Below are 26948 nucleotides of genomic sequence, written 5' to 3'. Positions count from 1 at the left end.
TTTTAACTCCATTAACGATGGTGCCCGCCAGCCGGCGGAGGCTATCGCGAAAGTGTTTGATTTCGTTGGGGTTCTTCCATCGTGGGGTCGTCTCCAGGCACGAGCCGGAGCAAACGCGCGCATTTCCTGCGCGCCGCTTTGCCGTGTCTCGCGCTGACGGCCCTCGGAAGCGCACCGGCAGGCGCCCAGAGCCTCACCCCCGACCTGTTCAGCCCCAACCGCGGTGGCTTCGCCTCACCCGACACGCTGCCGACCCGCCGTACCGCGGGCGTGCCGCAGGCACCCTTGGATGCGCTGCCGGCGCTCCCAGATCCCAATGCCGATTTGCGCAAGCGCCAGCAGGCGCCGGCGCGCGCGGGCCAAAACCCGACCAATCAGGTGCCGACCTACGGCCTGCCCGCTGCCAATGGCGCCAGCGCCTCCGGATACGATTCGCTCAACCGCAAGCGGCTGCAGCCAAAGCTCTATCCCGGACAGCCAAAGCCGAAACGCCCGGTCGGTCCCGGCTCGCCGGTGCCGCCGGCAACGCCGGATCGAACGCTCGGGCCGCCGCGCATCGCGCCGCCACCCTCCGAGACCGCGCACAAGACGCCGGTGCCGCCGGCGCTGGCCGGCAACGTGCCCGGCCAGCCGCTGCGCCGCCGCCTCAAGCTCGACGAGGATTCGTTCGGCGCCGTCGGCGACTATGCCGGCAGCTTCCTGATCAAGGGTGGGCTCGAGCTCTCCGCCGGCTACGACACCAATCCGGCGCGTTTGAACAAGCCTGTCGGCTCGCCGGCTTATGTCGTCGCGCCCGACCTTCTCGTGGTGTCCGACCTGGGAGCGCCACGCGCTGGTCGCCGATTTGCGCGGCTCGTTCTCAGGCTACACCAACAACATGCCGGCGACGATCGACGGCTTTGCCTCGCCCTCGCCGGTCGAGGTTGACCGCCCCGACTTTACCGGCCATGTCGACGGCCGCATCGACGTCAATCGCGATCTCAAGCTGACCACGCAGCTCCGCCTGCGGCTCGCCACCGACAATCCCGGCAGCCCGAATGTGCAGGCCGGCCTGCAAAAATATCCTGTTTACGCCACCTACGGCACGACCGTCGGCTTCGACCAGACCTTTAATCGCTTCCAGGTCGCTGCCGGCGCCGCCGTCGATCGCACCGCCTACACCAATTCCAAGCTGACCGATGGCTCGACCTTCAGCAACGATGATCGTGACTTCAACCAGTATGGCGGCGTGGGGCGCTTTTCCTACGAGCTGAAGCCGGGCCTGAAGCCGTTCGTCGAAATCCAGGGCGACACCCGCGTCCACGACCAGCCCGCGGACCGCAACGGCTACTTCCGCGATTCGAACGGCGGGTACGCCAAGGTCGGCTCGTCCTTCGAGTTCTCGCGCATCCTCACGGGCGAGGTCTCGGTCGGCTATTCCGCGCGCAACTATGTCGATCCGCGGCTGAGCCAGCTCGCGGGCTTCCTCACCTCGGGCTCGCTGATCTGGAACGCGAGCGGCCTGACCACGGTGAAATTCGCCACCGACACGCAGATCGCGGAGACCACCGTGCCCGGCTCATCCGGCGTGCTGGTGCACACCTACGCCGCCGAAGTCGATCACGATTTCCGCCGTTGGCTTACGGCAGTGGGCAAGTTCACCTACGGCACCTACGACTACCAGGGCCAGAATCGCAACGACAAGACCTACTCGCTCGAAGGCAATCTGATCTACAAGCTCAACCGCAACATCTGGATCAAGGGCACGCTGCGCCACGACATCCTGGACTCGAACCAGGCGGGATCTAGCTCGCAGGGGACGGTGATGATGGTGGGGGTGAGGTTGCAGAATTGAGCCGGTCGTAGTTCGATTCGCCTCGCCATTGCTTGATCACCCCAATAGTCCTTCCTTTAAGAAAGAGCTGCAGTGGCTGGCTGACATTGCGCTGGACATCCGCGGGAAAAAGTGGCTCAGATGCAATCAAAAATTGCATTAGGGGCTTTTCAAAAATGGACGTTCATAAGTCATCTCTGCTTTCCGTGTTTGATGCGAAGCAAAGACTGGAGGTTCCACTCTTTCAGAGGCAATACGTTTGGGATGAGGAACAGCAGTGGCTCCCTCTTTGGGAGGATATTGAACGAAAGTTCAGCGATGCTCTTAGCGGCAGGCTCGATGCGCCTCATCACTTCCTGGGAGCCATGGTACTAGATCAAAAGCAGACTCCCACGGGCCATGTCGTAGTACGTCAAGTGATCGATGGCCAGCAACGCTTGACAACGTTACAAATCTTCCTTGCGGCTTATCGAGACTTTTGCAAACAAGAGAACTGTAAGTCACTCGCTGATGAGTGTGACAAGTTTCTATTTAACGCAGGGATGATGGCTGATCCCGAAGTCGACAAATTTAAGGTGTGGCCAACACAGCTAGATCGCGCGCAATTTGGAAATGTTATAGCGTCTGGTTCACGAGAGGAGTTGCTTAAGCGTTATCCATTGGTTCGGCGGCCTTACGCGCGAAAGCCTGAGCCCCGTCCTAGAATGGTAGAGGCCTATCTCTTCTTTTTTGAGCAGTTGAAGCAATTCTTCCTCGGCAGCGAAGGTGAAAGTCCCGCCGGCGCAGAGTTCGAGCTGGCCACTAGAGTCGACGAGTGCTTTCAAGCACTACGAAATGCGTTGATGGTCGTCGTGATCGATTTGCAAAAGGACGACGATCCACAGGTCATATTTGAGACACTTAACGCTCGCGGCGCGCCGCTTCTCCCCGCGGACTTGTTGAAGAATTACATTTTTTTTCGGGCAAGCTGCGCTGGTCTCGATGTTGAGGCAAGCTATGAGAAGTATTGGGCTCGGTTTGACGACGAGTTTTGGCGACAGGAGGTTAAACAAGGTCGACTTGTGCGTCCTCGTAGTGACCTGTTCATGCAACACTTCCTAGCAAGCCACCAAGGACGCGATATCCCGATCACTCGCTGCTTCCTATCAATCAGATGCTCGACGATTTTCCAACTTGGGATGAGGCAGCTATTGAAGAGAGAGGGAGGCTCCTCTTTGATCGCGCTCTGAGGTTGTGGAAGCGGTAAGCGTTGTGATGTGTAGTCGTCGTAGTCTCCACGACTGCGACGATGGGTTTACCGCGGCAGATCCGTCTTCCCCATCAAAAACGTGTCGATCGACCTTGCGCACAGCCGCCCCTCGCGGATCGCCCAGACCACCAGCGACTGACCCCGCCGCATGTCGCCGGCCGAAAACACGTTCGGGCGCGAGGTCTGGTAGTCGAGCGTGTTGGCCTTGACGTTGCCGCGCGGGTCGAGCTCGACTGCGAGCTGCTTGAGCAGGCCCTCGTGCACGGGATGGACGAAGCCCATCGCGAGCAGGACGAGGTCGGCGTCGAGCTCAAATTCGGTACCGGCGATCGGCTTGAACTTGTCGTCGACGCGGACGCAGTGCAGCTTCTTGACTTGGCCGTTCTCGCCGGAAAACTTCTGCGTCAGCACGGCGAATTCGCGGGCCGCGCCTTCGGCCTGGCTCGAGGACGTCCGCATCTTCAGCGGCCAGTTCGGCCAGGTCAGGCCCTTGTTCTCGTGCTCGGGCGGAGCGGGCATGATCTCGAGCTGGGTCACCGAGAGCGCGCCCTGGCGCAGCGAGGTGCCGATGCAGTCGGATCCGGTGTCGCCGCCGCCGATGACGACGACGTGCTTGCCGCCAGCGAGGATCTCGCTGACGCCGTTGAGCGGCTCGCTGGAGACGCGGCGATTTTGTTGCGGCAGGAAATCCATCGCGTAGTGGACGCCCGAAAACTCGCGGCCGGGGATGGGCAGGTCGCGCGGAGCTTCCGCGCCGCCGGTCAGCGCCACAGCATCGTACTCGTTGAGCATCTCGCGCGGATCGATATTGCCGTCGATGCCGACATGGCTGTTGTAGTGGAAGGTGACGCCTTCCCCCTCCATCTGCGTGACGCGGCGGTCGATGACGTTCTTTTCCATCTTGAAATCAGGAATGCCATAGCGCAGCAGGCCACCGGCCTTGGCGAACTTCTCGAACAAATGCACGTCGTGACCTGCGCGCGCGAGCTGCTGCGCGCAGGCCATGCCGGCCGGGCCGGAACCGATCACCGCGACCTTCTTGCCGGTCTTGACCGCCGCGATCTCCGGCTTCAGCCAGCCATTGTCCCAGGCGCGGTCGACGATCGCGCATTCGATGGTCTTGATGGTGACGGGGTTGTCGTCGATGTTGAGCGTGCAGGAGGCCTCACACGGCGCCGGGCAGATGCGTCCGGTGAACTCCGGGAAATTGTTGGTCGAGTGCAGATTGCGCGAGGCCTCTTCCCAGTTGCCTTGGTAGACGAGGTCGTTCCAGTCCGGGATCTGGTTGTTGACCGGGCAGCCCGGCGTTCCCGGCGCGACCGAGCCGGTGCCGTGGCAATAGGGAATGCCGCAATTCATGCAGCGCGCGGCCTGGTCGCGCGTTTCCTTCTCGGTCAAGGGAACGACGAACTCGCCAAAATGCTTCACGCGCTCGGCGACCGGGGTGTACTTGCGGTCGTGCCGTTCGATTTCGAGAAAACCCGTGATCTTGCCCATTAAACCCGAAGTCCCTGCCGCTTAAATTCGTTTTGTTCTCTCACCCCTCATCCTGAGGAGCGGCGCACTTGGCGCCGCGTCTCGAAGGATGAAGGCCCCGCTGATGGTCTCATGGTTCGAGACGCGCTTCGCGCTCCTCACCATGAGGCTTTCTTAGCTACGCCCCGATCGCGATTTTCGGCTCGGCGTCCGCGTTGGCGGCCATTTCGCGCAGCGCGCGCCGGTACTCCACCGGCATCACCTTGCGGAATTTGGGCAGCCAGTCCTTCCAGTTGGCCAGGATGTCGGCGGCGCGCTTGGAGCCGGTCGCTTTCGCATGACGCGTGATCAGGACGTGCAGCCGCTCGACGTCGGAGGCGAGCAGGTTCTTGAACACGTCGACCCGGCCGTGCGCCTCGAGGTCACCCGAGTGGTTATAGGTGCCGGCGTTGATCAGCTCTTCCGACAGCACCGGCTCGAGCTCGACCATCGCCATGTTGCAGAGCTTGTCGAAGTCGCCGCTCTCGTCGAGCACATAGGCGATGCCGCCGGACATGCCGGCCGCGAAGTTGCGCCCGGTCTTGCCGAGCACGACGACGATGCCGCCGGTCATATATTCGCAGCAATGATCGCCGGCGCCTTCGACCACAGCGACCGCGCCGGAGTTGCGCACGGCAAAGCGTTCGCCGGCGACACCGCGGAAGTAGCACTCGCCATCGGTCGCGCCGTACATCACGGTGTTGCCGACGATGATACTCTCTTCCGGCACGATGGCGCTGTTGGCCGGCGGCTTGACGATGATCCTGCCGCCCGAGAGGCCCTTGCCGACATAGTCGTTGGCTTCACCCTCGAGCTCGAAGGTGACGCCATGCGCGAGCCAGGCGCCGAAGGCCTGGCCGGCGGTGCCCTTGAGGCTGACATGGATGGTGTCATGCGGCAGGCCGGCATTGCCGTAGATCTTGGCGACCATACCGGACAGCATCGCGCCGGCGGAACGGTTGGTGCTGTTGATCCCGGCCTCGATCTTCACCGGCGCGCCGCGGTCGAGCGCAGGCGTTGCCTTCTCGATCAGCGTGCGGTCGAGCACGGCTTCCAGATGATGGTTCTGGCGCTCGGAGTGATAGACCTTCTGGCCCTTCTCTTCCTTCTGCTTGACGAACAGCTTCGAAAAATCGAGCCCCTTGGCCTTCCAGTGCGCAACCAGCCTGGTCTGGTCGAGCAGCTGCACCTGGCCGATCATCTCGTTGAAGGTACGGAAGCCGAGCGAGGCCATGATCTCGCGAACTTCCTCGGCGACGAAGAAGAAGTAGTTGATCACATGCTCGGGCTGGCCGGTGAAGCGCTTGCGCAGGACAGGGTCCTGGGTCGCGACGCCGACCGGGCAGGTGTTGAGATGGCACTTGCGCATCATGATGCAGCCTGCCGCGATCAAAGGCGCAGTGGCGAAGCCGAACTCGTCGGCGCCGAGCAGCGCGCCGATGACGACGTCACGGCCGGTGCGGAAGCCGCCGTCGACCTGGACCACGATGCGGCTGCGCAGCCGCTCGCGCACCAGCGTCTGGTGGGTTTCAGCGAGACCGATCTCCCACGGCGAGCCGGCGTGCTTGATCGAGGTCAGCGGCGAAGCGCCGGTGCCACCCTCGAAGCCCGCGATGGTGACGTGGTCGGCGCGCGCCTTGGCGACGCCCGCGGCCACCGTGCCGACGCCGATCTCCGAGACGAGCTTGACCGAGACGTCGCCCGTGGGGTTGACGTTCTTGAGGTCGTAGATGAGCTGCGCCAGATCCTCGATCGAGTAGATGTCGTGGTGCGGCGGCGGCGAGATCAGGCCGACGCCCGGCGTCGAGTGGCGAACCTTGGCGATGGTCGCGTCGACCTTGTGGCCGGGCAGCTGTCCGCCTTCGCCGGGCTTGGCACCCTGCGCCATCTTGATCTGCATCATGTCGGAGTTGACGAGATACTCCGTGGTAACGCCGAAACGGCCCGAGGCGACCTGCTTGATCGCAGAGCGCATGCTGTCGCCGTTCGGCATCGGCTTGAAGCGGTCGGCTTCCTCGCCGCCTTCGCCGGTGTTCGACTTGCCGCCGATCCGGTTCATGGCAATCGCCAGCGTGGTGTGCGCCTCGCGCGAGATCGAGCCGAAGCTCATCGCGCCGGTGGCGAAACGCTTGACGATGTCCTTGGCCGACTCGACCTGGTCGAGGGCGACAGGCTTGCGCTTCTCTTCGTCCGCGTTCTTGATCCGGAACAGGCCGCGCAGCGTCAACAGGCGCTCCGACTGCTCGTTGAGGATTTTTGCGAAGGCACGGTAGCGGTCCAGCGAATTGCCGCGCGCGGCGTGCTGGAGCAGCCCGACCGACTCGGCGGTCCAGGCATGGTCCTCACCACGGCTGCGATAGGCATATTCGCCGCCGACGTCGAGCGCGGTCTTGTAGACCAGAGCATCGCCGAACGCGTCGGCATGGCGGCGCACGGCCTCTTCCGCGATCTCGGCGAGACCGACGCCCTCGACGCGGGTGTGCGTACCGGCGAAGAATTTTCCGACGAATTCCGCCTTCAGGCCGATAGCGTCAAAGATCTGCGCGCCGCAATAGGACTGGTAAGTCGAGATGCCCATCTTGGACATCACCTTGAGCAGGCCCTTGCCGATCGACTTGATGTAGCGCTTGACGATCTCGTAGTCGTCGAGTGAGCCGGGCAGGCGGTCCTTCATCGCGATGATGGTTTCGAACGCCAGATAAGGATTGATCGCTTCCGCGCCATAGCCCGCGAGGCAGGCGAAGTGATGCACTTCGCGCGGCTCGCCGGATTCGACGACGAGGCCGACCGATGTGCGCAGACCCGTGCGAATCAGATGATGATGCACGGACGCGCAAGCCAACAGCGACGGGATCGGCACGCGGTCGGTGCCGACCATGCGGTCGGACAGGATGATGATGTTGACGCCCTCGCGCACCGCGCTTTCGGCGCGCGCGCAGAGCTCGTCCAGCACCTGGTCCATGCCGGCCGCGCCGAGGCCGGCGTGGAAGGTGGTGTCCAGCGTGCGCGACTTGAAGTGCGACTCGGCGACGTCGGAGATCGAGCGGATCTTTTCGAGGTCCGCGTCGGTCAGGATCGGCTGGCGCGCTTCGAGGCGCTTGGTGGTGGCCATGCCTTGCAGGTCGAACAGGTTCGGCCGCGGTCCAATGATGGAGACGAGGCTCATCACCAGCTCCTCGCGGATCGGGTCGATCGGCGGATTGGTGACCTGCGCAAAGTTCTGCTTGAAGTAGGTGAACAGCGGCTTGGCCTTGTCCGACAGCGCCGAGATCGGCGTGTCGTTGCCCATCGAGCCCGCGGCTTCCTCGCCAATCGAGGCCATCGGCGTCATCAGGATGGTGATGTCTTCCTGGCTGTAGCCAAACGCCTGCTGGCGATCGAGCAGCGACAGGTTGGAGCGCACGCCGGTGGTCGGCGCCTTCGGCAGCTCTTCCAGCACGATCTGGGTCCGCTCCAGCCATTCCGTGTAGGGATGGCTCCTCGCGAGCTCGGCCTTGATCTCGTCGTCGGGGATGAGGCGGCCCTGCTCGAGGTCGACCAGCAGCATCTTGCCGGGCTGCAAGCGCCACTTGGTGATGATCCGGTCCTCGGGAATTGTCAGCACGCCCATCTCGGACGCCATCACGATGCGGTCGTCCTTGGTGACGAGATAGCGCGCTGGCCGCAGGCCGTTGCGGTCGAGTGTGGCGCCGATCTGGCGGCCGTCGGTGAAGGCGATCGCGGCCGGGCCGTCCCACGGCTCCATCAGGGCGGCATGATACTCGTAGAAAGCGCGGCGCTTTTCATCCATCAAGGGATTGCCGGCCCACGCCTCCGGAATCATCATCATGACGGCGTGCGGCAGCGAGTAGCCGCCCTGTACCAGGAATTCGAGCGCGTTGTCGAAGCAGGCGGTGTCCGACTGTCCTTCGTAGGAGATCGGCCAGAGCCGGTTGATGTCCTTGCCGTAAAGGTCCGAGCTGACGGACGCCTGGCGCGCCGCCATCCAGTTGGTGTTGCCGCGCAGCGTGTTGATCTCGCCGTTATGCGCGATCATGCGGTAGGGATGCGCCAGCGACCAGGCCGGGAAAGTGTTGGTCGAGAAGCGCTGGTGAACGAGTGCGAGCGCGCTCTCGAAATCCGTTTCGTGCAGATCGGGATAGTACTTGCCGAGCTGGTCGGCGAGGAACATGCCCTTGTAGATCACGGTGCGGCACGACATCGAGCAGGGATAATAGCCGGCGAGGCCGCGGTCGCGGCGCTGGTAGATCGCCTGCGAGATCGACTTGCGCAGGATGTAGAGCCGGCGTTCGAAATCGTCCTCGGTTTTGGCGGTGCCGTTGCGGCCGATGAACACCTGCATGCAGGCGGGCTCGGTCGGCTTCACGGTGACGCCGAGCGAGGAGTTGTCGGTCGGCACGTCGCGCCAGCCGAGCAGCGTCAGGCCCTCTTCCTTGATCTGGTCGGCGATGATGCTCTTGATGACGTTGCGCCAGGCGGTGTCGCGCGGCATGAACAGCGCGCCGATGGCGTATTCGCCCGGATTGGGCAGCGCGAAGCCCAGCTCCTTGGCCTTGCGAGTGAAGAAGGCGTGCGGGATCTGCACCAGAATGCCGGCGCCGTCGCCAGCGCGCGGATCGGCGCCGACGGCGCCGCGGTGCTCGAGGTTGCAGAGGATGCTGAGTGCGTCCGCGACGATCTCGTGGGACTTCTGGCCCTTGATGTTGGCGATGAAGCCGACGCCGCAGGAATCCTTTTCCAGGCTCGGATCGTACAGACCTACCGCCGGCGGGCGTGAGTTGTGTTCCTGAATCGGGTCGCTCGTTTTCGAGGCGAGCGTCGCCGACAGTTGTTCTGCCACGATGTTTCCGCGCTCGACTTGCGACCCGTTCATGTCCTCGTCCTCTCCATGCGGCAAGCTGCCTCACCGCCATCTTCGGCGCACCTTGGGCGTCCCGCGGCACCCGCTTCTGGGTCACCGCTCGTCCGCTCGCGAGCCGCATTTTCTTAAATTCAGGCCAAGGCGTTCTTCGTCCCCGAGAACGGCTTTGCCTGTTGCCTTACTGGCGCTCGAAAGCACCGACTTTCGTTGCAATCCCTATGCCGGAACCGCAAGCAAAATTGAGACAGTCTTCCTGTCCTAACCATCACCTTGCCAAATTTTTGTCTATCACACAAGCGCGTGCAAGTCCCGATTCCCGAGGTGTCAATCACCGCTTTCCGCAAGCCGTGCGGCCCCGGTTTTGAAGCAAACGCGCCCTTATCCGGCCCTGCCGACGCCGAAATCCCCAAGGATGCTTCGGATCGACCCTTCGAAAGGCGCGCCACGCCGCAAGAAGCGAAAGAGCGCGAGACGTTCGGGGGCTGACAGGAGCGTGTCGACCATGAAGTTTTTCACAGGATGTGTGGCCGCTGCCACGCTGGTGCTGGCTGCGACCGCGGCTCAAGCGCAGGTTTTTGCGCAAGTTCCGGCGAACGGTATCGGGAGCAGGGCCGCTATTGCGGTGTCGGATTTCGACGGCCCCTATGCGCCATCGGACGCCGCGCCGCCGCCGCGTTACGGCCAAGGCTACGGCTATGGCCAAGGCTACGGCTATGGCTACGAAGACCGCGGCCCGCCCCCGGTGCTGCTGCCGTCGACCGAGGTCTACGCGGTGCTGCGCGAAAACGGCTTCTCGCCGCTGGGCATCCCGCGCCTGCGCGGCAGCGTCTACACCATCGCGGTGATCGACCGCCGCGGCGAGGATGGCCGGCTGGTGATCGATGCCCGCGACGGAAGAATTTTGCGCTTCATGCCGGCGGCTGACGCCTACGGCATGGCGCCGGCCTACGAGCAGCCCGCGATGGCGCCCGACCGCCCGCAAAGCGCGCTGCCGCCACCGACCATGGTCCGCAGTGGCCCGCCACGCCCGCCGGCCCCGATTCCGCACGTCGTCAGCCGCGCCGTACCGGTGCCGAAGGCCGCCCCGCCGCGTGGCGAGGCGCCGGTCGCCGCCAAGCCGGCCGAACCCACGACGCAGCAGGCCCAGGCGCCGCAGCCTGCGCAGCAGGCGGTGGCCGTGCAGGCCAAGCCCACCGAAGCCGCACCGCAAGCCGCGGCAGCAACCGTCGTTCAGGCCAAGCCGGCTCCCAGGATCATGCCGACGCAGGAGATGCCGGCCGCACAGGGACTGGATTAGACCTGAGCAAAACAAAAGCGCCCGAAAACCTCGGGCGCTTTCTCATTGAGGCGATCGCCGGTCAGCTCCGCCCGTACCGCCGCCGCTTCCAGGATCAGGTTCGCCACTTCTTTCGGGTGCGACACCAGCGAGAGGTGGCCGGCATCGAGCTCGACCGTGGTGGCGTTCATGCGCTTGGCGAGGAAACGTTCGAAATCGGGATTGATGGTGTAGTCGTTCTTCGACACCGCGTACCAGCTCGGCTTGGAATGCCATGCCGCCTCCGTGGTGCGGCCGGCGAAGATCGAGGCGGCCGTTGGCCATTGCACGGCGTAGAGCGCCTCGGCCTGCTCCGGCTTAACGCCATTGGCGAAGTACTTCAGGAAGGCGTCTTCCGAAAGCTTGGTGTAACCGTCGCGCTCGACGACGCCGGCGCGCACCGGTCCCGCGGGGAATTGCTTCGACAGAGCGACGAAATCCTCGTTGGCATCGGGTGCGCGGGCGGCGACATAGACGAGGCCGGTGACCTTTGGGTCGTTGCCGACCTGGCTGATCACGGTGCCGCCCCAGGAATGCGCAACCAGCACGGTTGGACCATCCTGTTCGGCCAGCGCGCGCTTGGTCGCCTCGACGGAGTCCGACAGCGACGATAGCGGATTCTGCACGGCAGTGACGTTGAGGCCTGCGGCCTGGAGGATCGGGATCACCTCCGACCAGCTTGAGCCGTCGGCCCAGGCGCCGTGCACCAGCACGACGTTCCTGGCCTTCACCGTCTGCGGGGTCTGTGCGTGAGCAAGGCTGATGGGGGCCGCCAGCAGGCTCGCGGCGACGAAAAGGCTGCGCCAAAGTATCATGATCGTTTTCCGTCTCATTTTGTGTTCGATATCCAAAGGACGGTGTGCGGAGCGGCGGCGTTACGCGTGGTCACTCACCTGTGACAAGTGTCGGGCGCGTACGAGACTCGCAGGCGAGCCCGCGAGGTGTGGGGGCAACGTAGAACAACGGACCCAAACCTGTATTTCGATCTCAACCGAAAACCAGCTGACTGCCGCTGGATCTTGCCGCGCTGACGAGACAGTTGGACCCGTATGAAATATATCGATGGAGGAGTAGCCACGGGGCTACTTGCGGCTTTTCGCGAGCCAACGACTGGACAAGCAAAAAACGCCCCGGGGCACCGGGGCGTTTTCGCAACCTGGAAGTGGCGTGAGTGATTTATGCGGCGGCTTGCGCGGCCGAGTTTTCGATCACCTGCGGCTTTGGCGTGCTGCTGCTGATCGAGATTTGGCGGGGCTTCTTGGCCTCGGGAATTTCGCGCACGAGGTCGACGTGAAGCAGGCCGTTCTCGAGCGAGGCGTCCTTCACCTGTACAAAGTCGGCAAGCTGGAAGGCGCGCTCGAAGGCACGCGCGGCGATGCCGCGGTAGAGCACTTCGGACTTCGAGTTCTCGTTGGCGACTTTCTCGCCCTTGATCGTCAGCGTGTTTTCCTTCGCGACGATGGAGAGCTCATCCTTGGCAAAGCCCGAAACCGCAACGGTGATGCGATAGTCGTTCTCGCCGGTGCGCTCGATGTTATAGGGGGGATAACCGGGGCTGCCGTCCGAGCTCGTCTGGTCGAGCAGGTTGAAGAGGCGATCAAAGCCGACGGTGGAACGATAAAAGGGGGTCAGATCGTAGGTACGCATGGTCAAGTCCTCCATTGAGCGACTGTTGGAAACCCGCCCGCCAATCGGGCCGGGCTTTCGTCTGTGTGCAGCCTGATGTTCCGGTTCCGAAACACTGGTAGCGGCCTGCACCATAGTGATATGGGTTTTGGGAAACTGCGTTCAAGAGGGCGGCTATCTGCGCCTTTTCGGCGCTCCCGCCCCCTGATTCTCAAAACCTCCCGCCCATGACGCTGGTCTCGATTCCGTCCAATCCTGTTCCCGAAGACGTCGTCAGCGGCACCATCAAGACCCCTGATGGCGCCGAGCTGCGCTTTGCGCGCTGGGCACCGCCGGCAAACCGCAAGGGCACGGTTTGCGTCTTCACCGGACGCAGCGAGCAGATCGAGAAATATTTCGAGACCGTGCGCGACCTGCGCGACCGCGGCTTTGCTGTGGCGATGATCGACTGGCGCGGGCAGGGCCACTCCTCGCGCCGCCTGCGGGATCCGCGCAAGGGCTATGTGCGTGACTTCGCCGATTTCGAGATCGACGTCGAGACCTTCGTGCAGCAGGTGGTGCTGCCGGATTGCCCGCCGCCCTTCTTCGCCCTCGCCCACTCCATGGGCGGCACAGTGTTGCTGCGGGTCGCGCATGCGGGCAAGCGCTGGTTCGACCGCATGGTGCTGTCGGCGCCGATGATCGACCTGCCCGGCCGCGCTACCTCGTTTCCGGCGCGGACGCTTTTGAAGACGATGCGCGTGTTGGGAATGGGCGGCCGCTACGTCCCCGGCGGCAGCGATCACATCACCGGGCTCAACCCCTTCATCAACAATCCGCTGACCAGCGATCCCGTGCGCTACGCGCGCAATGCCGCGATCCTTGAGGAGGATCCGACGCTGGGGCTGGCCTCACCGACGGTCGCCTGGGCCGATACCGCCTTCCGCGCGATGAACACCTTCAGAGGCAAAAACTACCCGTCGAAGATCCGTCAGCCGATCCTGATGCTGGCGGCTTCCAGCGACACCGTGGTCTCGACCGCGGCGATCGAGGAGTTCGCCTATCATCTGCGCGCCGGCTCCCATCTCGTGATCGCCGGCGCCAAGCACGAGATCCTCCAGGAGCAGGACCGCTACCGTTCCCAATTCTGGGCAGCCTTCGACGCCTTCGTGCCGGGCACGCCGCTGTTCAAGTGAGGCGGGAGCGACGGCGGTGCGCTGCCTCGGCCCGCTTGGTCGCAAGACCCTCATGGTGAGGAGCGCGGAACGCGCGTCTCGAACCATGAAGGCCCGGCTCTCGCCCTCGGCCATCCTTCGAGACGCCCGCTTTGTGCGGGCTCCTCAGGATGAGGGCGGCGTGCTCGGGACAGAGCTCGGCTACAGCGTCTTCAGATACTCGATCAGATCGTAGCGCTCGTTGTCGTCCTTGAACACGCGGCCGATAACGCCGGGACGTTTTTCCTCACCCGGTTTGCGCTCGAAGGAATGGCCGAGCACGCTGTTGCCCTGGATCGGATCCTTGTCCGACCCCGCCGAGAACTCGGTTTCACCCGTCTTGCACTTCTCGTCGGCGGTGACCGCAAAGCCGACGGTCACGGGATCATAGTCGCGGCGGCCCATGCAGAATTTTTGCGGACGCTCGCTTGCAGGCTTCAGCAACCAGTAGAGAGACGGCACCGAACCGTTGTGCAGATAGGGCGCGGTGGCCCAGATGCCGTTGAGCGGCCGCGCGCGATAGCGTGCTCCCCCCACCGGATTGAGGCAGTTCTTGCGCGCGAGGTTCCACAATTTCGCCCGCTCGGCGTCCGGAGTCTTCTCGTCGTCCATCCATTTGCGGGCGACCAGGTCCACCACCGTCATGAGCCCGAGCGCATACACCATCTCGGTCGGCGAGCTCGCAGTCGAGACGTCGCATTGCCACCATTTCTGGAGGTCGGCCGTATTCACCTTCAGGAAAAGCCGGGCACATCGACAATCCTGTTGCTGAGCACGAGCGACTGTTCGGGGTCCGTCTTGATCTCGTCGAGGGGGATCGTCACCGCGTTCAGGACCTTGCCGTCGCCGCTCGGCTCCCAATGTCCGGAGGACCAGAAAGCCGGAGTGTCGATGGCGGGCAAATGGCATCCGGAACACATCTCGGCGTAGATCTTGCGACCATTGTCGACCTTCTTTTGATCAAGCCTCCAATTGTCGCCGAGGATCTGCGACGGCCATTTCGGCGCCAGCAGGCCTCCGAACTTCGGACCGGTGGAGGGATCAGCCGTCTTGAACGGATCGGGCCCTCTGAGCATGTCCTCGATCCAGCCGAGCGTGTTGATGTGAACCGAGGACCGCCAAATCCTGTCCTCCGGATAGGCGTCGGACAGGTTGAGCAGCGCCGTCACGCCGAGTGCCTCGCCGGCGTTGCGGATCAGCGGCTGCTCGATCGAGGCGTCGTACTGGGCGAACTTGAACCAGGGCACCGTCCAGATCGGAGGGTAGCTGACCGGCGCGTCCTGGGCGTGCAGGTTCTTCTCGAATCCCTTGATCCCGCTCAGCGCCAGGTCCTGCGAAAAGACCTGATTGCCGATGCGATTGAGAGCGTCGAGGCGGCCGAATCCCTCCTCGGTGTCACTCTGCTGCCTGCCGTTCCAGGTCTTCTTGCCTTCAATCGTCTTTTGCTGGGTTTTCGCCCAGTCGATCAGGAAATTGCCGATCGCGCTGAGCTTCTGCTTGAGCGCGTCGCGGTCCGTCTTGCTGGCGTCGGGGCCGAGCACCCGATCGGCGAAGCGCTGGAAGCGGAACGGCACGTAAAGCGTGTAGGCGATCGACAGGCCGGTGGAGAGCTCGAGCTTCTTCAGGTCGGTCATGGCCGGGCCGCCGTCGAACCGGATGTCGATGCCCTGGTAATGGATCTGGCCGGTATGGCAGGCCGCGCAGGTCAGCCCGATCTTGTTCTCTTCGCGTCGGCCCGTCGCGGGATCGCTGACCCCGGTCATCCGCGCGAAGCCGACCGGCAGGCCATCGACGTTCTCCGCCGGCGTCCATCTGGTCGACCAGTCCGGCGCTTGCGTCGTCTCGTAGACATTGGCGTAGCCGAAGCGGCGCAGTGACGCCGCGTCAGTCTGGATCGACTGCGGGCTTGGGATGAAGCCGAAGCGCTCGAGATAGGCGCTGTCCGTCATCATGCCTGGCCGCGAGAACAGGTGCAGGCGCGGCTGCTCCAGCGCCATGAACCATTCATAGGGTACCGGAAAGGTCGCCGTGCCTTGGCTGGCGTGGTGAAACCAGTGCCTGTCCTTCAGCGACCAGTTTTGCTCGAGCCAATAGGCCGCCTTCGTCTCGGGGACAGCGGGCAGGGGCGGCGGCAGCAGATTCACGAGAATCCCCTTTTGCGGCAGCATGGCGCGGACCTGGTCGGGGAATTCGGCGACGGCAACGAGCAAGACGAGGCCGAGGGCGACGAGCAGGGCCGCAAACTTGAGGGCGCCTCGCACCACGCGCTGGCAGGTCGACAGCACCGGCTGCGATACGAGCCGCCGGTTGATGCGAGCAGGGAATTGGCGCTCGTTGAACAGCGTGCGCACGTCGGCCACGCTGAGATAGCGGTCCTCCCCCTCGCCCTTGCCCACGATCTTCAGGAGGATCGGCCATTCGAACTTCATCAGCAGGGGGTAGTACCAGCGCGCGGCGCTGCCGGCGCGCTTGACGTTGTCGCGCATGAAGACGTCGATTTCCGAGGCGTTGAGACCCGGCTCGGAGCCGCCGCCGTTCGGATTCTGGTAATTCCGGCCGAAGCTCGCAAACCGCGCGAGCTCGTCCTCGTCGACCTTGCCGTCGACGCCGAGGACGCGCGAGCCGGCGCCGCGCTTGTCGAGGGGGCCGCCACGCAGCGCGTCGAGCTGAGCACCCGAAAATGCGCTCTTCAGGATGTGACCGAGACCGTTTGCGATGAGCGCGACCCCGCGGACCTGGATGCGGGCGAAGGCCTTCTTCAGCCCGGTCTCGCCGGTTGCATTTGCAATCGTCTGCGACAGCGTCCCGAGCGGGACAGTCCCGCCGTCAACAAAGCCTTCGCCGACGAGGCCGCGCAGGAATGGACAGGGATTGTTCGGCGAGACCTGGATCGAGGGGTCGAACGGGGGCTTCGAAGCGGCATCATGCATGGCCCAGAATCCTGAAAACAGCGAATCGTAAAATACAGGCGCGGCGATAGAGCGGGGAAAGTCCTAACAAACCGACAGTACATTATACTACTTCAGCGTGTAACGAAGTGTGGTTGAATTCACTGTCGTGTCAATCAAGGTGGACGGAAATTGCCGCGTGGCCGCGGCTGGCCCTCAGGATTCGGCGACGCGTTTCAGGCCGCTCTGGACCAGGGTCAGCTTGCCGAGCGGCACGCCCGCATTCAAGAGTCCGTCGCGGTAATGGGCGAGGTCCTCGGGGCGCTTCCAGTGGAAATTGCGCAAATGACGGTCAACATTCAGAGTCGGGTAGTTACCCATGAGCACGCGGGTCGCCTCGTTCGCCTCGCCCGCCCGCCCCAATTGCGCGAGCGCCGCGGCGCGGATCGCCAGCGCCTGCATGTGGTTCGGGTTGATGTAGAGTTGCTCGCGGGCCCATGACAGGGTCGCGTCATATTGGCCCAGCAGATAGTGGCTGAAGGCATTCAGCGCGGCCCATTGGTAGCGCGGATCGCTGTTGTCGCGCTGCGCTGCCATCGAGAACAGTTCGATCGCCTCGCGGTGCTCGCCGATGACGAAATGGCAGATGCCGAGCACGCCGCGCGCGCCGTTGTCGTAGGGGTTGAGCGCGACCGCGCGCTTGGCGGCGTCCATCGCGGCCTCGTAATGCCCCTCCAGCGCGTGGGCCCAGGACAGGATCGAGAATGCAAATGACGAGCGTGGATCGAGCCGGACGCTGGTTTCGGCAAGCTTCATCGCCTCGGCCCACATCTCGCGCGTGCCCTTGACCCAGCCGAACTGGATGCTCTGGATCTGGATCGTGGCGAGATAGGCGTGCGCGATCGACAGCTTCGGATCGACCGCGATCGCCTCCCTGAACAGGGCGACGGCGAGGTTCAAATCCTCCTTGGTCTGCCGGTAGTAGTGCGACAGCCCCTTGAGGAAGCGGTCCCAGGCGGTCACGTCGGTAGAGAGCCGTGCCGGCGCCGAGGCTTCGGCCCGGACGATCTCGGTGGCGATGGCGGCGGACAGGTTCGTCGTAATCTCGTCCTGCATCGCGAAGAGATCGCCGATGTCGCGGTCGTAGCGGCCGGTCCAGAGCTGCTCGCCGGTCTCCGGCGCGATCAACTCCGCGGTGACGCGGATCTTGGCTCCGGCGCGCCGCACCGAACCCTGGATCAAATAGGTCGCGTCGATCTCCCGCGCGATCAGGCGAGTGCTGACATTGTTACCCTTGAAGGCAAAGGTCGAGTTACGGCTCAGCACGCGATAGAAGGATTGCAGCGACAGCGCGTGGATCAAGTCCTCGGTCAGGCCGTCGGAGAAATATTCGTCCTGGGCGTCGCTGAGATTGGCGAAGGGCAGCACGCCGACGATGGCGGTCCGGTCCTGCTGCGAGAGGGCGGATGTCTCCTTCAGCGCGGGCGCAAGCGCCGATGCGCCCTCGTGCGTCCAGGTCCAGACGCCGACCGGATCCCTGATGTTCTTGAAGCGGTGGTTGCCGGCATCGGCCATCGGCACGGCGAGATGCTTGCCTGCCTCCTTGTAGGCCTTGGCCGATATCGCGAAGCCGCCGGGGCTGGCCACGGATTCGAGGCGGACGGCAATGTTGACATCGTCACCGAAGACCTCGTCCTCGTCGGCGATGACATCGCCCATATGGATGCCGAGCCGGAACTGCATCGCACGATCGGCTGGCAGATGATGGTTACGCTCCGCCATCAGCGTCTGCATCGCGATTGCGGCTTCGGTGGCCCCGACGATGCTCGGGAACTCCAGCAGGAAGCCGTCGCCGGTGTTCTTCACGACGCGGCCGCCGTGATTGAGGATGATGGGATGGATCGCGCTGCGATGGGCCTTGAAGGCGGCATGGGTGCCGGCCTCGTCGCTGCCCATCATTCGCGAATAGCCGGCGACATCGGCGCAGATGATGGCGGCCAGACGTCTTTCCATATTCCGGAGCTCCAAGAGACTTGCAAGAGACTTGGAAGAGATCGAGGACTGGCCACGCCGTGGCAGTCGCCTCGAATCCCGCATTCAAGAACCTGCCTTTATAGAGCAGATGAGGCCGAGCGAAAGTACGATCCGCATTGCAAATTCGAGCTAAATGCTCCGCAATCCCGGCGGTGGACGGGGACGAGCGAACCGACTAAGCCGGCCCCTGAGGCGACGGCTCGGCGGCGGAGGCACCTCACAGATGCTGGGCATTCACGAAATCTGGCTTTTCGTCCTGTCGGGCGTGCTGCTCAACATCACGCCGGGGCCTGATACGGTCTATGTGATCGGCCGCAGCATGCAGATGGGCTGGCGAGGCGGTGCCGCTGCCGCGCTCGGCATCAGCTGCGGCTGCTTTTTCCATGTCGCGGGCGCGGCGATCGGCCTTTCGGCCCTGCTGATGGCCTCGTCGACCGCGTTCTCGATCCTGAAGCTCGTTGGTGCGGCCTATCTCGTCGTGACGGGGCTCCAGATGCTGTGGTCGCGCCCGGTACTGGCATCGGCCATCGACGAGCCGGTGCGGAGTTCGCTGCGGCGGGTTTTCTTCCAGGGCGTCTTCACCAACGCGCTCAATCCCAAGGTCGCGCTGTTTTTCCTGGCCTTCCTGCCGCAATTCGTCGCAGCCGACGCGCCGCACAAGCCGCTCGCCTTCCTGACGCTCGGCCTGATCTTCATCTGCACGGGAACGCTGTGGTGTCTGGTACTGGCGGCGTTCGCGGCCAAGGCCGCCCACCGCTTGCGGACCTCCGAAGGCGCGATCGCCTGGGTCAACCGTGCGCTCGGGGGCCTCTTCATCTATTTCGGCATCCGCGTCGCCATGCTGGAAACGCGGTAACTTTTCTACCCGAACTCTTTCAGCAGCGCGCTGCCGGTGAGATATAGGCCGAGCAGGATCATCGCGATCAGGAACCAGCGGCGAAACGCTTCGGCCGGCATCCGCGCCCGCACCGACTGGCCGATGTACATGCCGGCGAAGGCCATGGCCATGCCCACGGCGCCCGGCACGGCATTGGCCGGCGTCAGCAATCCTCCGGCCGTGAGGTTGAAGGCGAGCGCCAGAGTGGCTGTCGTGAAGAACACGCCGAGCGCCTGCACCAGCTCGTCCTTCTCCATGCCGATCGCCTGCATGAACGGCATCGAGGGGATCACCTGCACCCCCGTCGAGGCCGAGATCACGCCGGTGATCACCCCGACCACGCCGCCGACCCATTTCTCGTTCTTCGGTGCGACCCGGAACTGGAGTTTGTTCAGCCCGATGGTCGCGTAGATGACCAGGAGGACACCGAGCACGATCGTGCCGTAGCGCGCATGGGGACCGGTCAGCGCGCCGGCATTGAGCCAGCAGCCGATCACGGTGCCGATCATCAGCGGCCACAGCCGCCTCAGGATGTCACGCAGATGGGGGCCGACGAAGGTCTGCCAGATGTTGGTGACGATCGCGGGCACGATCACGATGGCGATCGCGCGGCTCGGCGCCATGCTCACGGCGAGCAGGCCCATGGACACGGTCGGCAGTCCGAGCCCGACCACGCCCTTGACGAATCCGGCGATCAGGAAGACGGCGGCGATGAGAATGAGGAGCGGGTCGATCATATCTGCACATTGACCGAAGCCGCGCCCGGGCACAATCTGGAGGTTACGGAGATTGCCTTCGTTCATGACGAAGGCTGAGGGGAGAAACCTGCCATGCGCTTCGACCTCATCGACCTCCAGCTGTTCATCGCGGTCGCCGACGAGCGCAGCATCACCCGTGGCGCCGAGCGGTCGCATTTGGCGCTGGCCTCGGCCAGCGCGCGCATCAAGAGGCTCGAGGACGCGCTCGGCGTCGCGCTGCTCAAGCGCGGGCGCCGCGGTGTCGAGTTGACCGCGGCGGGCGAGAGCCTGCTCGATCATGCGAGGCTCGTCATGCACCAGATCGACGCCATGCGCGGCGATCTCGCCGGCTTTGCCAGCGGCGCGCGGGCGAGCGTGCATTTCCTCGCCAACACCTCGGGTCTGTCGGAGCATCTGCCCAAGGCTCTCGCCGGCTTCCTGCGCGAGCATCGCGACGTCGCCATCGACATCGAGGAGCGCGAGAGCACCGACATTGCGGCTGCGATCACCGCCGGTGCTGCCGATCTCGGCTTCGCCGCCGAGCATGCGCTGCCCGACCATATCGAGCGCTTCGTCTTCAGCGAGGACCGCCTGATGCTGGTGACTTCCAAGCGCGGCCCGTTCGCTGGCCGCCGCCAGATCGATTTTCATGAGGCAGGGGATTGCGAGTTCGTCGGGCTAACCGGCGCCACTGCGCTTCAAGTGCATATTTCGAAGCACGCTGCGCGGCTCGGCATGCGTCCGCATTTCCGCGCGCGGCTGCGCGATTTCGACGCAATCTGCCAGATGGTCGCCGCCGATGTCGGCGTCGCGCTGATGCCCGAAGCCGCCGCCCGCCGCTGCGCAAAACTGATGCCGCTCGCCATGGTCCGCCTGCGCGACGCCTTCGCCAACCGAAGGCTCGTGATCTGCGCGCGCAGCTTCAAGACATTGTCACGGCCGGCGAAGATGCTGGTGGAGCATTTGAGGGCGACGGCGGCGGTCTGAACTCTGCGCTACTTTGCCGTCTCCACCCCGGCGTCCTTGATCACCTTCGCCCATTTCTTCGTCTCGTCCGCGATGAACTGCCGAAAATGCTCCGGCTCGTCGCCGACCAGCGTTGCCCCTTGGGCAGCGAGCTTCTCCTTCACCGCGGGATCTGCCATCGCCTTTGTCGCTAAGCCATGCAGTGCTGCGACGATCTCCTTCGGCGTGCCCTTCGGTGCGGACCATGCCGTACCAGTTCTCGATACGCAGGTCCGCAAAGCCCGCTTCCGCGGTGGTCGGGACGTCAGGCGCGGTGGCGGAGCGCTCGGCCGAGCCGACCGCGATCGGCCGCAGGGCGCCGGCCTTGACCTGCGGCAGCAGCACGGGGAGATCCAGGAACGTCATCTGCACCTGCTGTCCGAGCAGATCGTTCACGGCGGGCGCCGCGCCGCGATAAGGCACGTGCACGATGTCGATCCTGGCCGTCAGCTTGAACAATTCACCGGCCAGATGCGGCAGGCTGCCGGGGCCGGAGGAGGCGAAGTTGAGCTTTCCGGGCTGCGCCTTGGCGAGCGCGATCAGCTCGCCGATGTTTTTGGCCTCTACATTGGTGGCGACCACGAGCATTTCCGGAACGGTTGCGACCAACGTCACCGGCGTGAGGTCGTTGAGCGTATCGTAGGCGACCCGCTCCATGCTCGGGCTAATCGCCAGCGCGCCGGCGCTGGAGATCGCGATGGTGTAACCGTCAGGCGCAGCCTTGGAGACGGCGTCGGTGCCGAGCACGCCGCCCTGGCCGCCGCGATTGTCGATCAGCACCGGCTGGCCCGACAGCTCCGACATGCGCTGGCCGATCACCCGCGCGATGATGTCGTTGGGGCCGCCGGCCGGGAACGGCACGATCAGCTTGACCGGCTTGGCCGGGTAATTCTGCGCGGAGACGAGCGTCGGAAACAGAAGCAGGGTTGCGAGAAGGAGCGTACGCCGGTTCGTCATGCAGGCTCCTTGTGCGGCCTATCCGTTGAGCAGTTTCAGTGCTTCTTCGTGAACCCTGGCGTCACCGGCCGCGATGATGCGGCCGCCGCCCTGCGCGGGCTTGCCTTCCCAGGTGGTGACGACGCCGCCGGCGCCGGTCACGATCGGGATCAGGGCCGCGATATCGTAAGGCTTCAACTCGGTTTCGACCACGAGATCGACGTGACCTGCGGCCAGCATGCAATAGGAGTAGCAGTCGCCGCCATAGCGCGAGAGACGTGCGCCCTTCTCGATGCGGCCGAAGATGGCGCGGTCGCGCTCGTTCATCAGCAGCGGGCTGGTGGTGTAGGTCGTCGCTTCCGACAGCGAAGCACATCGCCGGACCTGGAGCCGGCGCTCGCCGGAGGGGCCCTTATAATGAGCCGAGCCGCTGTCGCCGGAAAAGCGTTCGCCGATGAAGGGCTGGTGCATCATGCCGTAGACCGGCGTGCCCTTGTGCAGCAACGCGATCAGCGTGCCCCAGATCGGAAAGCCGCCAATGAAGGATTTGGTGCCGTCGATAGGGTCGAGCACCCAGACATAGTCGGAGTCCTCGCGCTCGTTGCCGAACTCCTCGCCGACGATGCCGTGCTGGGGGAAGCTGGCCTTGATCAGCCGCCGCATCACCGCCTCCGCGGCGCGGTCGGCCTCTGTCACGGGGTCGAAATCCTTGGTCTTGCTCTTGTCGTCGATCGATAGGGAAGTGCGGAAGAACGGCAGGATGGTTTCGCCGGAGACGGTGGCGAGCCGTTCGATGAAGGCGGAGAAGTCGATCACCGTCACGGCGCATCCTCAAAACGAAAGTCGGGTGAAGCTCACTCCTGCCTAGCTCAAATCGGAGGGATCGTGCAGCGCTGTCTTGCTTTCGCACCCTGGTATTTTGGATGCCGGAAGCGTTCGCCTCGGCAAAGACCACTCACTGGGCAAATATCGATCATTGAGTTGAAACCTTAGTTCCGGATCTGCCTCGTTCGTATGCAAATGACTATCAACCCATTGAATTTCCTTATCAAAGGAACTGAATCTGGGTTTCTCTAGAAGCAACCGAGCTATGTCCTCATTGCATGGGAAACCGCTCGAAAGCCCTTGCACTTTGTGCGTCGCGGCCGCATATTGTTGCGGTGCGGTAGCGCTTCTCGCGTTACTGCTGCCCTCCTTGGGCGTTTCCTCCCTAGACTTGGGCCGCTTCTTCATCAGAAGCGGCCCTTTTTTCTTTCAGCCTCTAATTTCTTTCAGCCCTTGGCTTTCATTTCAATGCGCGCCGCGAAACGCGTTCGCGCTTGATCGCACCCAACACAATCGTTCGAAGAAAACGTCGCGCCTATTCGGCCGCGGCCTGGAACGGGCCGAGATCGCCGAACGGGATCGTGGTCGCCAGCACGTCGGCGAGCACGCCGAAGTCCGTCGCCACTTGCGCAAAACGCGGACTGCGCTCGCGCCGCCGCTCGTCCATGTAGATCGCGCGGTTGAGTTCGAGCTGCACGGCGTGCAGGCCGCTGGCCGGGTTGCCGTAATGCTCGGTGATGAAGCCGCCCGCATAGGGCTTGTTGCGGCCGATCGAATAGCCGAGTCCGGTCATGGTCTCCTCGACCCTGTCGGGCAGGAGCGGCGTGCAGCTCGTGCCGTAGCGGTCGCCGATCACGATGTCGGGCCGCCGTGGCTCGTCGCGGGAGACGCCGACCGAGGGCATCGAGTGGCAGTCGACCAGCACCACGGTGCCGAACATCTGGTGCACCTTGTTGATCAGCCGGCGCAGCGCGCGATGGTAGGGCTTGTAGAGAGTCTCGATCCGCGCCAGCGCATCTTCAACCAGGATGCGGTCGCGATAGATCTCCTGGCCGTCGCCGACCACGCGCGGAATGGTGCCGAGCCCTCCGGCAACCCGCATCGAGCGGGTATTGGCGAAGCTCGGCAGGCGCCCGGTGAACATCCGGGGATCAAGCTCATAGGGCTCGCGATTGACGTCGACATAGGAGCGCGGAAAGTTGACCCGCACGGTCGGAAAGCCGCGCTCGCTCAGTTGGGCGATCAGCTCGTCCATGAAAGAGTCTTCGGACCGCCGCAGCTGCGGCAGGTCGATCCGCGATGCCGCGAGGAATTCGTCCGGATAGGTCGAGCCGGAATGGGGCGAGTTGAAGATGACAGGCGCGCGCCATTGCGCGGGCTCCACGATCTCGAACGCTGGCGACATGTCGCCGTCAAACCGGGTCATCTTCTTAGGCTTCGTCCCTTGTTCTCAGGCTTCGTCCCTTGGCGCCGCAGGATCCGGAAAAGGGGCCAGATCGAATTGATTCGGCCGATCGAGCGGCTGTTATGTGTCGTCATTGTCCGGAATCGCAACCATCCTGCCAAGCGAAAAGATGTCATCTGCGCTGGAACATGTCTTAACCCTGCGGGCATCGAGATGGGGATCGACCAACGCGACTTGATTGCTTCGAGCCGCATTCGGGTTCACAAGGGGGCCGCGCGGTCGGGCTAGGGTAAAGATTTTCACCCGAAATTTACCCTCTGTCGGGCTTAGTGACCTCTGCTGATGCCTTGTAATTGTCTTGGGGATTCGACGTTCCAGCCATGCCAAAAATCCTGCTCGCCGAAGACGACAACGACATGCGCCGTTTCCTGGTCAAGGCGCTGGAAAACGCCGGTTTTCAGGTCTCGTCCCACGACAACGGCATGGCCGCCTATCAGCGGCTCCGGGAAGAGCCGTTCGAAATGCTGCTCACCGACATCGTGATGCCGGAGATGGACGGCATCGAGCTCGCCCGCCGGGCTTCGGAACTCGACCCCGACATCAAGATCATGTTCATCACTGGCTTCGCCGCGGTCGCCCTGAACTCGGATTCGGACGCCCCCAAGAACGCGAAGGTGCTGTCCAAGCCCGTGCATTTGCGCGAATTGGTCAGCGAAGTGAACAAGATGCTGGCGGCCTAAATCGGCCCCCTTCCGTCCTTGCACCGGCTCTCCTGAGCCGTTATAGGGTCCCGACCCGATCTAGACGACATCTAGGGCGCGTAGCTCAGCGGGAGAGCACTACCTTGACATGGTAGGGGTCACAGGTTCGATCCCTGTCGCGCCCACCATCCTTCGCTCGCGGTACCGAGTGAAGGATGCCTTGCCGAAGCCCAGCGGGCATCGGCCAAGTCCAAACAACCGAACGTGTGCGGCCCGCGCAGCCCGGACTACGCTTCACGAGATCCGGAAATCTCGTCATCCGGCACGAAACCCCGATTACGCTTCGTCCGATCCGGGCTACGATGTGGCCTCAGATACGAGGCCGCCCATGAGCGTTTCCGTCATCGAACAGGCAAAGATTCAGGCGCAAGTCCTGGTGCCGCTGGTGAAGGCGCTCCAGGCCAAACTCGGCGAGGCGCGCGCCAACGCGCTGGTGCGCACCACGCTCGGCAATCTCTATCGCGGCTACGGCGAGGAATTCTGGAAAGCCAGGAACGAGACCGATCTCGGCAAGGCCGTATCATCGGCGTTCAGGGCCTATGCCCGTGACGACGCGCTCGCCTATGACGTCATCGAGCAGACCGAGGACGTCTTCGCGTTCGACGTGACGCGGTGCGCCTATGCCGAGTTCTACAAGGCGCTGGACGAGCCGGAGCTCGGCTTTCTCCTGGTCTGCACCGCCGATTTTGCGACCGCAGAAGGGTTCGGTCCCGACGTCGCGCTGACGCGGACGCAGACCATCATGCAAGGCGCGCCTCATTGCGATTTCCGCTACCGGCGCCATCCGGCCGGACCTCGGTGAAGGGAATGCGGACCATGCGAGCGAGCTGTCTTGCCGTGGCGGTACTGTCGCTGATTGCGTCGCGGGCCGACGCAGCAATCATCGACTGGCAGGCCGAGCTCCAGCGCTGCCGCGCGCTGCGTGAAAACGTGGCGCCACTGCTGCAGGCCGGCGAAGGAATATCCGCGGTCGGCCGCTCCAATAGATCGGTCCGTCGCTGCATCTGGATCCAGCGCATGGCGGTGCGCAAGAAAATCCCCGGCGCGGAGGTTTGGTAGAGGCATCTGCAGGTGCACTACCCGCTGCTTGCGCCTCAGGATGTCGGAGCGGAAGGAGCAGTTGCTCCCCGCCAGAACGCCGTTTGCAGCGGCAACTGATGCCGGATCATGGCGACACCGTCGATGACCTTGAGGCCACGGGCCGCGCAGGCTTCCATGAATCCAGTGCGGCGGGCGGCGATGATGTCGAACACGGCACAATCCTTCGGCAGCTTGGCCGGATCCATCGGCAACGCGTCGGTCGCGTGCAGACCGAGCGAGGTGGCATTGACGCACAGGCCTAAATCGTCGAAGCGCTCCTCGAGACTGATGTCGAGATCAGGGAATTGTCCGCGCAGCTTTGCCGCCAGCGTCTCGACCGGGCCGGGCACCTCGTTGAGGATGCGCAGGCGCCTCACACCTGCCGCCGCGAGGGCATGGCAGATCGCGCGGCCGGCGCCGCCGGCATCGATCACGACGGTGCCGCGGTCGGGATCGAAGATGCCGGCCTCGCGCGCGGCGTTCAGAAATCCGCCGCCGTCGAAGGATTCTCCGACGAGTTTTCCATCGGCTTCGATCCGGATCGTATTGACCACGCCCTCGAATGTCGCGGCAGGCCCGACCTCGTCGCAGAGCTCGAACGCGGCCGGCTTGTGCGGCATGGTCAAATTGAAGCCGGCGGTGCTCGGCGACTTTGCCAGCGCGCGGATCGTCTCGGCGAGATGCTTCGGCTCGACGTCCATCGGCATCATATGCCAGTCGAGGCCCTGCTGCTCGAAATAGGGCGTGTAATGGCGCGGCGCGCCAACATGACCGGCGGGATGGGCGAAGATGAAGACGGTGCGCGATGCGCCGGTCGGAAGCTTCATG

The 26948-nt window shown here is 63.8% G+C and carries 17 protein-coding genes, 1 tRNA gene and 3 pseudogenes; 10 read left to right on the top strand and 11 right to left on the bottom strand.

The window, feature by feature from the left end:
* The first annotated feature begins 81 nt into the window (after positions 1–81).
* Positions 82–1834: pseudogene (locus ACVWYI_RS35630) on the top strand (outer membrane beta-barrel protein).
* 155 nt (positions 1835–1989) lie between these two features.
* A complete protein-coding gene (locus ACVWYI_RS35625; RefSeq protein WP_456664368.1) occupies positions 1990–3042 on the top strand; it encodes a DUF262 domain-containing protein in 1053 nt (350 codons plus the stop codon).
* A gap of 65 nt (positions 3043–3107) precedes the next feature.
* Here the strand turns inward: ACVWYI_RS35625 and ACVWYI_RS35620 are convergent, their stop codons facing one another.
* Positions 3108–4559, bottom strand: coding sequence for a glutamate synthase subunit beta (locus tag ACVWYI_RS35620; protein WP_247339666.1), 1452 nt, complete (start codon positions 4557–4559; stop codon positions 3108–3110).
* Between the two features lie 157 nt (positions 4560–4716).
* The gene (gltB, locus tag ACVWYI_RS35615) at positions 4717–9450 is read right to left on the bottom strand and encodes a glutamate synthase large subunit (RefSeq protein WP_456664367.1); all 4734 of its coding nucleotides are present in this window, start codon (positions 9448–9450) and stop codon (positions 4717–4719) included.
* 490 nt (positions 9451–9940) lie between these two features.
* Here gltB and ACVWYI_RS35610 point away from each other — a divergent pair, with 490 nt between their 5' ends.
* Entirely contained in the window at positions 9941–10735 is a 795-nt protein-coding gene (locus tag ACVWYI_RS35610; protein ID WP_456664366.1) for a hypothetical protein, read from the top strand.
* Here ACVWYI_RS35610 and ACVWYI_RS35605 read toward each other — a convergent pair.
* Entirely contained in the window at positions 10732–11568 is an 837-nt protein-coding gene (locus ACVWYI_RS35605; RefSeq protein WP_456664365.1) for an alpha/beta fold hydrolase, read from the bottom strand. The genes ACVWYI_RS35610 and ACVWYI_RS35605 overlap by 4 nt on opposite strands.
* 361 nt (positions 11569–11929) lie before the next feature.
* Positions 11930–12400, bottom strand: coding sequence for an Hsp20 family protein (locus ACVWYI_RS35600; RefSeq protein ID WP_456664364.1), 471 nt, complete (start codon positions 12398–12400; stop codon positions 11930–11932).
* Between the two features lie 206 nt (positions 12401–12606).
* On the opposite strand from ACVWYI_RS35600, the gene ACVWYI_RS35595 reads away from it, so the two are divergent.
* Positions 12607–13554 (top strand): alpha/beta fold hydrolase, encoded by a 948-nt coding sequence (locus tag ACVWYI_RS35595; RefSeq protein WP_247339671.1) that lies wholly within the window; start codon positions 12607–12609, stop codon positions 13552–13554.
* A 180-nt stretch (positions 13555–13734) separates the two neighbouring features.
* On the opposite strand, the pseudogene ACVWYI_RS35590 reads toward ACVWYI_RS35595, so the two are convergent.
* Positions 13735–16502: pseudogene (locus ACVWYI_RS35590) on the bottom strand (di-heme-cytochrome C peroxidase).
* Positions 16503–16676: 174 nt separating this feature from the next.
* Positions 16677–18473 (bottom strand): adenylate/guanylate cyclase domain-containing protein, encoded by a 1797-nt coding sequence (locus ACVWYI_RS35585; RefSeq protein WP_456664363.1) that lies wholly within the window; start codon positions 18471–18473, stop codon positions 16677–16679.
* 244 nt (positions 18474–18717) lie between these two features.
* Here ACVWYI_RS35585 and ACVWYI_RS35580 point away from each other — a divergent pair, with 244 nt between their 5' ends.
* On the top strand, positions 18718–19350 hold the full coding sequence (locus ACVWYI_RS35580) for a LysE family translocator (RefSeq protein ID WP_456664362.1): 633 nt from the start codon (positions 18718–18720) through the stop codon (positions 19348–19350).
* A gap of 5 nt (positions 19351–19355) precedes the next feature.
* On the opposite strand, the gene ACVWYI_RS35575 is transcribed toward ACVWYI_RS35580, so the two are convergent.
* Positions 19356–20108 carry a sulfite exporter TauE/SafE family protein gene (locus tag ACVWYI_RS35575; protein ID WP_456664361.1) on the bottom strand — a complete coding sequence of 251 codons (753 nt, stop codon included), beginning with the start codon at positions 20106–20108 and terminating at the stop codon, positions 19356–19358.
* 93 nt (positions 20109–20201) lie between these two features.
* Here ACVWYI_RS35575 and ACVWYI_RS35570 point away from each other — a divergent pair, with 93 nt between their 5' ends.
* On the top strand, positions 20202–21095 hold the full coding sequence (locus ACVWYI_RS35570; protein WP_354050762.1) for a LysR substrate-binding domain-containing protein: 894 nt from the start codon (positions 20202–20204) through the stop codon (positions 21093–21095).
* An 8-nt stretch (positions 21096–21103) separates the two neighbouring features.
* Here the strand turns inward: ACVWYI_RS35570 and ACVWYI_RS35565 are convergent.
* The 3 genes and pseudogenes from ACVWYI_RS35565 to ACVWYI_RS35555 all read right to left on the bottom strand — a co-directional run bounded on the left by ACVWYI_RS35565 (position 21104) and on the right by ACVWYI_RS35555 (position 24300).
* Positions 21104–22070, bottom strand: a pseudogene (locus ACVWYI_RS35565) (Bug family tripartite tricarboxylate transporter substrate binding protein).
* An 18-nt stretch (positions 22071–22088) separates the two neighbouring features.
* A complete protein-coding gene (hisN, locus tag ACVWYI_RS35560; RefSeq protein ID WP_247339684.1) occupies positions 22089–22871 on the bottom strand; it encodes a histidinol-phosphatase in 783 nt (260 codons plus the stop codon).
* A 538-nt stretch (positions 22872–23409) separates the two neighbouring features.
* Positions 23410–24300 carry an N-formylglutamate amidohydrolase gene (locus ACVWYI_RS35555; protein WP_247339689.1) on the bottom strand — a complete coding sequence of 297 codons (891 nt, stop codon included), beginning with the start codon at positions 24298–24300 and terminating at the stop codon, positions 23410–23412.
* Positions 24301–24659: 359 nt separating this feature from the next.
* On the opposite strand from ACVWYI_RS35555, the gene cpdR reads away from it, so the two are divergent.
* From cpdR to ACVWYI_RS35535, 4 genes are all read left to right on the top strand, one after another.
* A complete protein-coding gene (gene cpdR / locus ACVWYI_RS35550; RefSeq protein ID WP_007597092.1) occupies positions 24660–25019 on the top strand; it encodes a cell cycle two-component system response regulator CpdR in 360 nt (119 codons plus the stop codon).
* A 74-nt stretch (positions 25020–25093) separates the two neighbouring features.
* Positions 25094–25168, top strand: a tRNA-Val gene (locus ACVWYI_RS35545).
* Positions 25169–25368: 200 nt separating this feature from the next.
* On the top strand, positions 25369–25842 hold the full coding sequence (locus ACVWYI_RS35540) for an L-2-amino-thiazoline-4-carboxylic acid hydrolase (protein ID WP_456664360.1): 474 nt from the start codon (positions 25369–25371) through the stop codon (positions 25840–25842).
* A 14-nt stretch (positions 25843–25856) separates the two neighbouring features.
* On the top strand, positions 25857–26099 hold the full coding sequence (locus ACVWYI_RS35535; protein WP_247339815.1) for a hypothetical protein: 243 nt from the start codon (positions 25857–25859) through the stop codon (positions 26097–26099).
* Between the two features lie 35 nt (positions 26100–26134).
* Here ACVWYI_RS35535 and ACVWYI_RS35530 read toward each other — a convergent pair whose 3' ends face one another.
* Positions 26135–26947, bottom strand: coding sequence for a shikimate dehydrogenase family protein (locus ACVWYI_RS35530; protein WP_456664359.1), 813 nt, complete (start codon positions 26945–26947; stop codon positions 26135–26137).
* Position 26948 lies beyond the last annotated feature (1 nt).

It is taken from the genome of Bradyrhizobium sp. LB13.1, from assembly GCF_054056815.1.
This window is presented reverse-complemented; position numbering and strand designations above follow the sequence as displayed.

Coding starts and splice junctions, on each gene's coding strand:
- ACVWYI_RS35625 (WP_456664368.1), top strand. CDS start 1,990: ATGGACGTTCATAAGTCATCTCTGCTTTCCGTGTTTGATGCGAAGCAA.
- ACVWYI_RS35620 (WP_247339666.1), bottom strand. CDS start 4,559: ATGGGCAAGATCACGGGTTTTCTCGAAATCGAACGGCACGACCGCAAG.
- gltB (WP_456664367.1), bottom strand. CDS start 9,450: ATGAACGGGTCGCAAGTCGAGCGCGGAAACATCGTGGCAGAACAACTG.
- ACVWYI_RS35610 (WP_456664366.1), top strand. CDS start 9,941: ATGAAGTTTTTCACAGGATGTGTGGCCGCTGCCACGCTGGTGCTGGCT.
- ACVWYI_RS35605 (WP_456664365.1), bottom strand. CDS start 11,568: ATGATACTTTGGCGCAGCCTTTTCGTCGCCGCGAGCCTGCTGGCGGCC.
- ACVWYI_RS35600 (WP_456664364.1), bottom strand. CDS start 12,400: ATGCGTACCTACGATCTGACCCCCTTTTATCGTTCCACCGTCGGCTTT.
- ACVWYI_RS35595 (WP_247339671.1), top strand. CDS start 12,607: ATGACGCTGGTCTCGATTCCGTCCAATCCTGTTCCCGAAGACGTCGTC.
- ACVWYI_RS35585 (WP_456664363.1), bottom strand. CDS start 18,473: ATGGAAAGACGTCTGGCCGCCATCATCTGCGCCGATGTCGCCGGCTAT.
- ACVWYI_RS35580 (WP_456664362.1), top strand. CDS start 18,718: ATGCTGGGCATTCACGAAATCTGGCTTTTCGTCCTGTCGGGCGTGCTG.
- ACVWYI_RS35575 (WP_456664361.1), bottom strand. CDS start 20,108: ATGATCGACCCGCTCCTCATTCTCATCGCCGCCGTCTTCCTGATCGCC.
- ACVWYI_RS35570 (WP_354050762.1), top strand. CDS start 20,202: ATGCGCTTCGACCTCATCGACCTCCAGCTGTTCATCGCGGTCGCCGAC.
- ACVWYI_RS35555 (WP_247339689.1), bottom strand. CDS start 24,300: ATGACCCGGTTTGACGGCGACATGTCGCCAGCGTTCGAGATCGTGGAG.
- cpdR (WP_007597092.1), top strand. CDS start 24,660: ATGCCAAAAATCCTGCTCGCCGAAGACGACAACGACATGCGCCGTTTC.
- ACVWYI_RS35540 (WP_456664360.1), top strand. CDS start 25,369: ATGAGCGTTTCCGTCATCGAACAGGCAAAGATTCAGGCGCAAGTCCTG.
- ACVWYI_RS35535 (WP_247339815.1), top strand. CDS start 25,857: ATGCGAGCGAGCTGTCTTGCCGTGGCGGTACTGTCGCTGATTGCGTCG.
- ACVWYI_RS35530 (WP_456664359.1), bottom strand. CDS start 26,947: ATGAAGCTTCCGACCGGCGCATCGCGCACCGTCTTCATCTTCGCCCAT.